The organism is Erwinia psidii (assembly GCF_003846135.1).
GTDB lineage: Bacteria > Pseudomonadota > Gammaproteobacteria > Enterobacterales > Enterobacteriaceae > Erwinia > Erwinia psidii.
This window is the reverse complement of record NZ_RHHM01000005.1, coordinates 263,636-275,008: the sequence shown is the minus strand read 5'-3', so window position 1 is coordinate 275,008 and position 11,373 is coordinate 263,636. Positions and strand designations below refer to the sequence as shown.

General features: G+C 55.7%; 10 protein-coding genes. 4 read left to right on the top strand and 6 right to left on the bottom strand.

Going from position 1 to position 11,373, the window contains the following annotated elements:
• The 3 genes from rsxC to rsxA form a co-directional block, all read right to left on the bottom strand.
• Positions 1 to 1,887 (bottom strand): electron transport complex subunit RsxC (rsxC, locus tag EB241_RS08715; RefSeq protein ID WP_124232787.1); only part of this gene is annotated, 1,887 nt, incomplete at its 3' end.
• On the bottom strand, positions 1,880 to 2,455 hold the full coding sequence (gene rsxB, locus EB241_RS08710; RefSeq protein WP_124232786.1) for an electron transport complex subunit RsxB: 576 nt from the start codon (positions 2,453 to 2,455) through the stop codon (positions 1,880 to 1,882). The genes rsxB and rsxC, both read right to left, overlap by 8 nt.
• Positions 2,455 to 3,036, bottom strand: coding sequence for an electron transport complex subunit RsxA (gene rsxA, locus EB241_RS08705; RefSeq protein ID WP_034914646.1), 582 nt, complete (start codon positions 3,034 to 3,036; stop codon positions 2,455 to 2,457). Before rsxA ends, rsxB begins: the two co-directional genes overlap by 1 nt.
• A gap of 219 nt (positions 3,037 to 3,255) precedes the next feature.
• Here rsxA and EB241_RS08700 point away from each other — a divergent pair, with 219 nt between their 5' ends.
• Complete coding sequence (locus tag EB241_RS08700) at positions 3,256 to 4,176, top strand: omptin family outer membrane protease (RefSeq protein WP_124232785.1); 921 nt, start codon at positions 3,256 to 3,258, stop codon at positions 4,174 to 4,176.
• A 63-nt stretch (positions 4,177 to 4,239) separates the two neighbouring features.
• On the opposite strand, the gene EB241_RS08695 is transcribed toward EB241_RS08700, so the two are convergent.
• Positions 4,240 to 4,680 carry a DUF2569 domain-containing protein gene (locus EB241_RS08695; RefSeq protein ID WP_124232784.1) on the bottom strand — a complete coding sequence of 147 codons (441 nt, stop codon included), beginning with the start codon at positions 4,678 to 4,680 and terminating at the stop codon, positions 4,240 to 4,242.
• A gap of 208 nt (positions 4,681 to 4,888) precedes the next feature.
• Here EB241_RS08695 and EB241_RS08690 point away from each other — a divergent pair, with 208 nt between their 5' ends.
• Entirely contained in the window at positions 4,889 to 5,302 is a 414-nt protein-coding gene (locus EB241_RS08690) for a cupin domain-containing protein (RefSeq protein ID WP_124232783.1), read from the top strand.
• A 448-nt stretch (positions 5,303 to 5,750) separates the two neighbouring features.
• Complete coding sequence (gene ytfQ / locus EB241_RS08685) at positions 5,751 to 6,707, top strand: galactofuranose ABC transporter, galactofuranose-binding protein YtfQ (protein ID WP_124232807.1); 957 nt, start codon at positions 5,751 to 5,753, stop codon at positions 6,705 to 6,707.
• Between the two features lie 124 nt (positions 6,708 to 6,831).
• On the opposite strand, the gene araA is transcribed toward ytfQ, so the two are convergent.
• Both araA and EB241_RS08675 read right to left on the bottom strand, forming a co-directional pair.
• A complete protein-coding gene (araA, locus tag EB241_RS08680; RefSeq protein ID WP_124232782.1) occupies positions 6,832 to 8,328 on the bottom strand; it encodes an L-arabinose isomerase in 1,497 nt (498 codons plus the stop codon).
• Entirely contained in the window at positions 8,325 to 10,022 is a 1,698-nt protein-coding gene (locus tag EB241_RS08675; protein WP_124232806.1) for a ribulokinase, read from the bottom strand. Before EB241_RS08675 ends, araA begins: the two co-directional genes overlap by 4 nt.
• 364 nt (positions 10,023 to 10,386) lie before the next feature.
• Here EB241_RS08675 and EB241_RS08670 point away from each other — a divergent pair, with 364 nt between their 5' ends.
• On the top strand, positions 10,387 to 11,370 hold the full coding sequence (locus EB241_RS08670; protein ID WP_124232781.1) for an arabinose ABC transporter substrate-binding protein: 984 nt from the start codon (positions 10,387 to 10,389) through the stop codon (positions 11,368 to 11,370).
• Positions 11,371 to 11,373 lie beyond the last annotated feature (3 nt).

Genomic DNA, 11,373 nt, shown 5'->3' with positions numbered 1-11,373 from the left:
GTCGGTGGCCGGTGTGGTCGCGTTGGTATCCGTTTTCGCCGGTGCGTCAGGGGTGGCCTGAGCGGCTTTTTTTGCCCGTGCGCGTTCGATGGCGGCTGCCACCGCGGCCTTGCGCGGATCGTCAGTAGCCGGTGTGGTCGCGTCGGTATCTGTTTTCGCCGGTGCGTCAGGGGTGGCCTGGGCTTCTTTTTTTGCCCTGGCACGTGCGATGGCGGCTGCCACCGCGGCCTTGCGCGGGTCGTCGGCCTGGCGGGTGGCGGGTTCAGTCTCTGACTGCCTGAGCGCGCTCTGCGCCCGTGCCTGGGCATACCGTGCCTCAGAAGCGGCGTTTTCCGGCGGCGGCACGCCGTCTTCAGCGTCGCGGGTATTTTGCTGTGTCTTTGCCTTCACCCGTGTCAGGGCGGCGCTAATCTCACCGCTCTCATTCTGGCTGACGCTGCGTTTGGCCTGCTGATGACGGGCTTCACGGGCGGCTTTTTCACGCTCCAGACGTTGCTGACGCGCCTCAAAACGCGCTTTCGCCTGCGCTGTGCGCTCTGCTTCCAGATCGATGGCACGAAGCTCGGCTTTCTCCTGACGGTAGTATTGCACCAGCGGAATGTTGCTAGGGCACACCCAGGCACAGGCACCGCATTCAATGCAGTCAGCGATATTATGTTCCCGCGCCTTGTCGTGGTCGCCGCCCCGGCTGTACCAGTAGAGTTGCTGGGGCAGCAGCGCTGCCGGACAGGCATCGGCACAGGCGCTACAGCGGATACAGGATTTTTCGGTCTGCGGTTCGCCTGTCTCGCTGGCAGAAGGGGCCAGAATACAGTTAGTGATCTTTACCACCGGGACATCCAGCGTCGGCAGGGTGAAGCCCATCAGCGGGCCACCCATCACCACCATCTGACCGCTGGTTGGGGTGAAATTCGCATTGCGGAGCAGATGGCTGACCGGAGTACCGATGCGGCCCCATACATTGCCCGGCTGACCGACGGCTTCCCCGGTGAGCGTGACCACCCGTTCTGTCAGCGGCTCACCGTTGATGATGGCGCGTTTGACCGCATAAGCCGTGCCGACGTTTTGCATTAGCACGCCAATATCCGTCGAGCGCCCACCGTGTGGCACTTCCAGCCCGGTGAGAATTTTGGTCAGCTGTTTGGCACCGCCTGACGGGTATTTGGTTGGGATCACGCGGATCTGTAGATCTGTTGCGTTGCCCAGCGCCTTTTTCAGCGCGGCGATGGCCTGTGGTTTGTTATCTTCAATGCCAATCAGCACCTGCTCTGACTGTAATACCCAGGCAAGGATACGGCTCCCTTCCAGTACCTCCTGTGCACAGTCCTGCATCAGACGGTCATCGGCGGTGATGTAAGGTTCACACTCGGCGGCGTTGATAATCAGCGTTTTCACACCACGAATGCCGCCTCTCAGCTTGGTTGCGGTAGGAAAGCCAGCACCACCCAGACCGGCGACGCCTGACCGGTGGATAAGTGTGATAATCTCGCTGCGTTCCCGCTGCTGATAGTCCGGCAGCGGCTGGCGTTCACACCAGCGGTCCTCGCCATCCGGGGTAATAAACACGCACATCTCAGCCAGCGCGGAAGGATGCGCGACAGTGTGTGGCGCAATACGCTCAATCGTGCCGGAAGTTGGCGCATGTACCGGCAGCATCCGGCCACGGCCAAAGGTCAGTGGCTGACCCCGCAGTACCTTATCGCCAGGGCTGACCAGCAGTTCGCCTTCCTGGCCGATATGCTGTTTTACCGGAATAATAAAGTGCGTGGGCAGTGGCAGCTGACGCAGCGGCGTGCCGTTGGACTGGGTTTTCATTTCCGGCGGATGAATGCCACCGTCGAAATCCCATAAGGGATCTTTTTTAAACAGCCTGAACAGATTACGCATGGTGTTCCACAGGAATAACTCTGACCGGGATGGTATGCAGGTCCCACTTCCAGTTTTCGGTGGTGGTGGCGACCGGACGCATTTCAATGCAGTCAGTCGGGCAGGGGGCAACGCACAGATCGCAGCCCGTACAGATATCGCTCATTACGGTGTGCATGGCGCGGGTTGCGCCGACAATGGCATCAACCGGGCAGGCCTGAATGCATTTGGTGCAGCCGATACAGTTTGCTTCATCGATCCAGGCGACTTTGCGCTCCGGTTCACGGGCGGCTTCATCACCCAGCGGTTGTGGCTCGACGTTAAGCAGTGCGGCCAGTTTGAGCATGGTTTGCTCTCCACCCGGCGCGCATTTATTGATCATTTCACCATTATTACCTACCGCATCAGCATAGGGGCGACAGCCGGGATAGCCGCACTGTCCGCACTGACTTTGTGGCAGGATAGCGTCAATCTGCTCAACGATCGGATCGTCTTCAACCTTGAAACGACGTGATGCATAACCCAGCAGGCCGCCAAACAGCAGACCCAGTGCACTCAGTACTGCAATGGCAATCCAGACCGCACTCATCAGAATTTCACCAGTCCACTGAAGCCCATAAACGCCAGCGCCATCAGGCCCGCAGTGACCAGCGCAATTGACGATCCTTTAAAAGGCGCGGGCACATCAGCCAGCACCAGCCGTTCACGGATCCCGGCAAACAGCACCATCACCAGCGAGAAGCCAATGGACGCGCTGAAACCATAGAGCGCGGCCTGTAAAAAAGTATGGTTGAGATTGACGCTCAACAGTGGGACACCCAGTACCGCGCAGTTGGTGGTGATCAGCGGCAGAAAAATGCCCAGCAGGCGGTAGAGATCCGGGCTGGTTTTGCGCACCACCATTTCAGTGAACTGCACAACCACGGCGATCACCAGGATATAAGCCATGGTGCGCAGGTAGACCAGATCCAGCGGCAGCAGGATCAGATGATTCACCAGCCATGCGCAGATGGAGGCCAGCGTAATAACGAAGGTGGTGGCGAGTCCCATGCCAATCGCCGTTTCCAGTTTTTTGGAAACGCCCATAAAGGGACAGAGGCCGAGGAACTTCACCAAAACGAAGTTGTTCACCAGCACTGTGCCAATAAAAAGAAGCAGGTAATCGGTCATTATTTCGCCTGATAAAAATGAAAGCAACCTATTATCGGGGATCCGCTGCCTGACGACAACATTTGAACGCGACGGACAGGTTAAGAGCGCACTGGGGATTAAATTTATGTTGTTTTTTTGACCGTTTTGTATTCAACACCGCTTTATTCAGGCGATTGGCTCCATTTGATGTGGTTTAGGGTTAAGCCACAAAAAAAAACGTATCTGGGAGGTAACACCATGAAAATCAATCTGATTGTGGCTTCAGCCACCACATTACTGGCCTCGTCGGCCTTCGCTGCGGATAAGACAGAGTTTGACGCCATAACACTGAGCACCAGCCTGGGCTGGTTAGGTGGGGAGTCTGGCGAGTATGTTTATGCGGATGACGGCAGTAAAACCAGCGCGTTAACATGGAAAATAAAAAATGCGCCTATTATTAAAGGCGATCTCTCCTGGGATGCTACCCACTGGCTGACCCTGGGCGCGCGCGGCTGGGTAACGCTTACCTCCAGCGACTCACAGATGGATGATTACGACTGGTTAACGCCGGGCCAGTCCGGCTGGTCCGACTGGTCAACGCACCCGGATACCCAGCTGAATCATGCCAACGAATTTGACGCTTATGTGAAGGGCTGGCTGGTTAAGACGCCGGAATATGGTCTGGCTGCCATGCTGGGTTATCAACAGACCCGCTATAGCTGGACGGCTTATGGCGGTACTTACCGCTATGATAACGGTCAGGACGTGGGGGCGTTTGTACCCGGCGAAGCGGTTGGCGGCTATAAACAGCAGTTCAGCGTACCTTACCTGGGCCTGGCCGGTGTTTCCCGCTTTGGTGATGTTGAACTGAGCGCGATGTTCAAATTCAGTCCCTGGGTCAGGGCAAGAGACAATGACGAACATTATCAACGCGCGGTCACCTTCCATGAGAAGGGCATCAATTCAGATTACTACTCGGCAACCCTCGCTGCGGGTTACTACCTGAACCCGTCAGCGAAAATCTACATGGAATTTAACTATTCGCAGTACAAAACAGCCAGTGCTGATATGACCATTATTGATCGGATGATGGAAGATCAGCAGCATCTGAGCGGTGATGTTGCCGGCCTTTCTAATAAAAGTTATTCGTTAACCACTGGTCTGCAATATCAGTTCTGATCTGCCTGGCCCCTTGCCGTAAGCGTGCTCAGGATATTTGACCTAAGCACGCTTGTGACTCTCTCAGGGGGCAACAAAGGTCTCTTTTACCCGCTGTGAGCGTTTGAAGTAGGGCACCAGCACGGCGGCAGCGAGCAGGGCAATCAGCAGGGTACGGATGGCGGCTGCGTCGCTGACCGGGGAGAACGCAAAAGTTTTAAGTGCCAGCACGACGGTAAGCAACAGCCAGATAATGTACTGTTTAGGCAGACGGCGGGAGCGCTTACAGAATATCCACGTCACCCACAGGCTGTAGCACCACACCAGCAGAGCGGTGAGCAGTGAAACGCTCCACTGCAAGGTAAATGCCTGGGTGTTGTTAAACAACGCGTCACGCAGTTCGGGTTTCACCAGTGCACTCAGATACATTGCGACCACCAGAGCGCTGGTTAACAACGTCATCAGTAGCCAGGCCAGGGGAACCAGTAACCATCCGGCAATACGCGGTTTTGAATCTGCCACAATAAGTCCTTACTGAAAGGGGAAAGTTGACCGCTGATTATCCCGCCAGTTAAACAGGAAACGGCAGGGAATTATACGCAAAATGGGAAAGAGATCATCCCGCTCGCCTTTCTGCTGACAGCCGTTTGTATCCGGGCATTGACATCTTCATTACTTTTTTGTTTGATTTGCGTTAAGAGTTGTAAAAATAGCTAATACAGGAGCAGATCACGTGGATAGCACAGAAGCCAGATGCCGTTTGATCACCCCTCAGCCTGTTGAAGAAGGGGTGCAGGGGCTGATTTATCAGCAGGGAATTTCACGCCAGAGCGCAGGTGCGCAGGGGATCCACATGCAGCTTGCCTTCATTCCTCCGCATTCTCAGGGGCGGGCGCATAAGCATGAACATCATGAAACAGCCATCTATGCTCTTAAAGGCACAACCCGTGTGCGTTTTGGTGAAAATCTGCAACACGATCTGGAAGTGCCTGAGGGCAGCTTTTTATATATCCCGGCTGATATGCCACATCTTCCATACAATGCCAGCGACAGTCAGGCAACGGTGGTGATCTCCAGAACGGATGCCTGCGATCCTGAAGGTGTGGTAATGCTGCCGATGCTGGACAGGGATGTACTGTGTGGATAATCAGCGCCCGCGAATGTTTCCGACGTTGATCTGGCTCTGCCCTTCGTTGACAGGCAGCAGGACGATAAAAGTGATTGCCGTTATTGGGATACCAGAAAGAGCCATCAGGCTGCCGTTGTGGTCCCGGCACACAGTCAACGCGTGAAAAAAGGTGGGTTGAGCAGAAATAAGCGCGGCGAAAATTCGCCGCGTTTGTTTCTGTCTGGCTACAGCCGATCATGGCCAAGAATTCCACAGCGTGTCGGGCGGTTGCTTATCCGCATAAAACGCGTGTTTTGTTTACATTTTTTTAACGTCCCCTGCTAATATTTCAGCTGATTTATCCCTGTCTCTTCATCACCCGGTGTAACTGATGAGTACCTTCACCGCTAACCGTGGAGAATTTGAGAGGCGGAGCTGGAGAGGGGCGATCCTGCCTGAACTGAATCCCATCAGAGGAATACGATCCATGTGGAAGCGTTCACTGTTGACCCTTCTTGCTGGCGCAGGCCTTGCCAGTAGCGCCTGGGCAGCATCAATGACGGTTGGTTTTTCGCAGAGTGGCTCTGAATCGGGCTGGCGTGCGGCAGAGAGCCGTGAAACCATCGCCCAGGCCATCAGGCGAGGTATCACACTGAAAATTGCCGACGGACAGCAGCAGCAGGAGAACCAGATAAAAGCGGTGCGTTTGTTTATTGCTCAGCATGTGGATGCCATCTTTATCGCGCCGGTCGTGGAGGGCGGTTGGGAAGCGGTGCTGGAACAGGCCAAAAAGGCCAGAATCCCGGTGTTTTTGCTCGACAGGGCAATAGTGGTGAAAGACCGCTCGCTCTATATGGCACATGTCACCGCCGATAATGTGTACGAAGGCAAACTGATTGGCGACTGGCTGGTAAAAGAACGTGCTGGCAAACCCTGTAATGTGGTTGAGTTAGAGGGAACGGCGGGAGCCAGTACGGTGACTGACCGGCACAAAGGCTTTGCCGACGCGATTGATGCCGCACCGGGGATTAACATTATTCGTTCGGCGTCGGGCGATTTTACCCGACGTAAAGGCCAGCAGGTGATGGCGCAGTTTATCCGCGAGGAAAATAACGGCAGGAATATCTGCATGGTTTTTGCTCATAACGATGATATGGCCACAGGCGCGATTCAGGCGATAAAGGACGCCGGGCTGAAACCGGGTAAAGATATTCTCATTGGCTCCATTGACGGCGTGCCGGATATCTACAGGGCGATGCTGGCGGGTGAAGCCAATGCCACCGTTGAGCTGACGACAAATATGGCCGGCCCGGCGTTTGATGCGCTGGAAAAATACAAAAAAGACGGTACGCAACCGGCCAAAATTATCCAGACCGATTCGCGCCTTGACCTGCCTGCTGACGCACAGTTTCAGTTAAACCGGCGATCGGGGATGGGGTACTGATCGCGGCCTCGCTCATCGGGAAACATACACTGTGGATATAAAGTGGCTGTCAGGCTGCCGGAGAACCGCGCCGGTGTTTTTTTAAACGAACCGCGGCCCCTTACCCCGGGGCGCGGCTCACGCTTTAGCGCTGATTCAGCCGGTAATATACCTCGTTCCAGCGTAGCGCATCTTTAAAGCCGTGCAGCGTGGTTTCTTCGTCGATCACCAACACCTCAATCCCGTGCATCTCACCGTAAAGGCGCATATCGTCCACGGTCAGCGCCTGGCTGAATACCGTATGATGTGCGCCACCACCGAGTATCCAACTTTCTGAGGCGATGGTCAGCGAGGGCTGTGCTTGCCACAGTGCGCGGGCCACCGGCAGTTTAGGTAATGCCTGCGGTTGTTCAACCGCATCCACCACGTTAACCAGCAGACGGAACCGGTCGCCCATATCGATCACGCTGGCGTTGACCGCCCGACCCGCTGGAGTGGAGAAGATCAGCCGCGCCGGATCTGCTTTGCCGCCAATGCCCAGATACTGCACGTCAATCAGCGGACGGGATTGCAGCGCAATGGAGGGGCAGACTTCCAGCATGTGCGATCCCAACACCAGTTCGTTACCGTGAGAAAAGTGGTAGGTATAATCTTCCATAAACGAGGTGCCGCCCGGCAGACCGGTTGCCATCACTTTAAAAATGCGCAGCAGGGCGGCGGTTTTCCAGTCGCCCTCACCGGCGAAACCGTAGCCCTGCGACATCAGTCGCTGTACCGCGAGGCCCGGCAGCTGTGTCAGGCCATGCAGCGTCTGAAAATTGGTGGTAAAGGCCATACAGCCTTCATCCTGTAAAAAACGTTTCAGGCCCAGCTCGATCCTCGCCGCATCCAGCACGTTCTGCCGTTTCTCACCGTTAACGGCGGCGACGGGCGTAAAGTCATACAGCGTTTCATACTCATCCACCAGGGTGCTGACATCGCCATCGCTGATGCCGTTGACCACCTCAACCAAATCGCCCACGCCCCAGCCATTCACCGCATAGCCAAACTGGATTTGCGCGGCGACTTTATCGCCTTCGGTGACCGCCACTTCGCGCATGTTGTCACCAAAACGTGCCACTTTAAGCGTCTGGCTGGCGTGTTTTGCCGAGGCGGCCCGCATCCAATTGCCCAGACGGTGCTGGGTGGTTTTATCCTGCCAGTGACCGGTTATCACGCTGTGCGCCTTGTGCATCCGGGCGCCAATAAAGCCAAATTCACGACCGCCGTGCGCGGTCTGGTTGAGATTCATAAAGTCCATATCCATGCTCTCCCAGGGGATTTCAGCATTGAACTGGGTGTGAAACTGCAACAGCGGTTTATTAAGGACAGACAGTCCGCCAATCCACATCTTCGCCGGGGAGAAGGTATGCAGCCAGGTGATAACCCCCAGACAGTGCCGATCGTGACTGGCTTCGCGGCACAGGTACAGCGCGTCATCAGGGCTTTTTACCAACGGTTTAAGGGTCAGGGTAAACGGCAAATTTCCCTGCTGGTTAAGCCCGTCCACCACCTGCCGGGCATGGTGTGCAACCTGCCGTAAGGTCTCCTCGCCGTACAGATGCTGCGTGCCAATCACAAACCAGACGTTAAGCTGGGTCATATCATTCTCCTTATACTTGTTGACGGGATGGCGGCGAACAGCGGTTCTGACGCGTTACACCACTGGAGGTATTGCTGGTAGCGTTGTTGCCAGACAGGGACGCGGCTGGCATCCGGCTGTAGGGTAGTGGCGACGGGACTGGCCATCTTCTGTTGTGCGGCCGGCACATCGGCATAAACGCCGGCGGCCACGGCGGCAAAAATCGCCGCGCCCAGCGCACAGCACTCATCCGAAGCCACAATATCCAGTGGCCGGTTCATTACATCGCAGCACACCTGCATAATGGCCGGTGACTTGCGGGCGATCCCGCCCAGGGTCAGCAGACTTTCCACCGGGATATCCTGCTGCTCAAAACATTCCATGATCGCCCGTGCGCCAAAGGCCGTGGCGGCTATAAAGCCACCGAACAGTGCCGGCGCATCGGTGCCGAGATTGAGCCCGCCAATCACCCCCTGTAAACGCTGGTTGGCAAAAGGGGTGCGGCGTCCGTTGAACCAGTCCAACACCACCGGCAGGTGATCCAGCTGCGGGTCGCCAGCCCAGGCTTCGGTAAGATCGTTAAGCAGGTTTTGCTGAATGGTCGCCAGCTCGGTCTTGAGCTGCGGATAACGCGTCTGAGCCTGTAACAGAGGCCAGCTCAGCAGTCGACTGAACCAGGCATACATATCGCCAAAGGCAGACTGGCCCGCTTCCAGCCCGATCGTGCCGGGGATCACGCTGCCGTCCACCTGGCCACAAATCCCTTTAATGGCGCGACCAGCCACCTGCTGTTCACTGGCCATCAGAATGTCGCAGGTGGAGGTGCCAATCACCTTCACCAGCGTGTGCGGTCCGGCGCCTGCACCGACCGCACCCATATGGCAATCGAAAGCCCCGCCAGAAACGCTTACCTTCCCGGTCAGACCAAAGCGCCTGGCCCATTCTGCAGTAAGGTTGCCGACCGGCAGATCGGCGGTCCAGGTTTCACTGAACAGCGGAACATCAAGATGACGGGTGAGCAGGGGATCCAGCGCGTCAAGAAATGCCGCCGGGGGCAGCCCGTGCCAGTCAGGATGCCAGAGGGATTTATGTCCGGCAGCGCAGCGGCTGCGGCGAATGTCTGCCGGGGCGGTGGTACCACTGAGAAGCGCCGGCACCCAGTCGCAAAGCTCCACCCAGGAAACGGCGGCCTCGCACACGGCGCTGTCCTGGCGGCTGATATGCAGGATTTTGGCCCAGAACCATTCTGAAGAGTAGGTACCGCCAATAAAGCGTGAATAATCTTCAAACTGGCCGCTGTGGCAGAGCGCGGTGATTTCTTCAGCTTCTTTAAGGGCGGTGTGATCTTTCCACAGCACGAACATTGCGTTGGGGTTTTCTGCGAACTCCGGGCGCAGCGCCAGCACCGTGCCCTGGCGATCGACAGGCGCAGGTGTGGAGCCGGTGGAATCGACCCCAATGCCCACTACATGTTGTCTCTGGGTAGGTGTAAGTTTAGTGACAACGTCACAGACGGCCTGTTCAAATGCGTCAATATAGTCCTGTGGATGGTGCCGGAACTGATTGCTGCGACTCTGACAATACAGGCCTTTCTGCCATCGGGCATAGAGAACCACCTGGCTGTGCAGTTCCTTACCGCTGGCACAGTCCACCGCCAGCGCCCGTACCGAATCACTGCCGAAATCCAGCCCAATAGTAATGGCTTCCCTTTGCATCATGTTATCTCCCGCCGCTAATTATCTGCTGTGTTCCTACCCTATGAAGTGGCAGCCGGAGAGGTTAGGAAACGGACGCTGGATATATGTATTTTTCTGCCGTTGCGAGTGCATTTGTGATGGCAGTCAAAATGTTAACCAAAGGTTAATTTGGCTGAATATATGGATAATCTGACTGTTATCTCACTGTGTGATAGCGCTCTCTCTTTCGACGTCAGGTAAGCGCTAAAACTACTGTCTGCCGGTATCTTTTTCCCGGAGAAAAGCTGGATATGATGTAATTACAGTTAGTTAAGTTCTCAGCATTGCGATTGTTACCGTTTACATCACGCCGCAAAAAGCGGGTACTGAACTGGAGAGCTTTATGCACAAAATCACTCATGCGCTGGCCGCCATTGGCCTTGCTGCCGTTATGTCACATTCAGCTATGGCTGATGCCATAAAGCTGGGTTTCCTGGTTAAACAGCCCGAAGAACCCTGGTTTCAGACCGAATGGAAATTTGCCGACAAAGCCGGAAAAGAGATGGGCTTTGAGGTGATTAAAATCGCTGTTCCTGACGGTGAAAAAACCCTTAATGCTATTGACAGTCTCGCTGCCAGTGGGGCGAAAGGTTTTGTGATCTGCACACCCGATCCCAAACTCGGATCGGCGATTGTGGCAAAGGCCCGCAGCTATGATCTGAAAGTGATAGCTGTTGACGATCAGTTTGTTACCGCCAAAGGCAAACCAATGGATACCGTGCCGCTGGTGATGATGGCGGCCACTAAAATCGGCGAGCGTCAGGGGCAGGAGTTGTACAAAGAGATGCAGAAACGCGCCTGGAATGTCAAAGATACCGGGGTAATGGCGATTACCGCCGATGAGCTGGATACCGCCCGCCGCCGCACCAGCGGCGCAATGGATGCACTGAAAGCGGCCGGTTTCCCGGCGGCGCAAATCTATAAGGTCCCGACCAAATCCAACGATATTCCTGGTGCATTTGATGCCGGTAACGCTCTGCTGGTGCAGCACCCTCAGGTTAAGCACTGGCTGATCGTCGGCATGAATGACAACACCGTGCTGGGCGGCGTCCGGGCCACCGAAGGACAGGGCTTTAAGGCACCGGATGTTATTGGCATTGGTATTAACGGCGTGGACGCCATCAGCGAGCTGTCAAAAGGCCAGCCGACAGGCTTTTTTGGCTCGCTGCTGCCCAGCCCGGATGTGCATGGTTACAGGAGCATCCAGATGCTGTTTAACTGGGTAACAAAAGATGCCGAACCGGCGAAATTTACCGAAGTGACCGACGTGGTGCTGATCACCCGTGAAAATTTCAAAACCGAGCTGGCGAAAAAAGGCCTGATGTAGCCG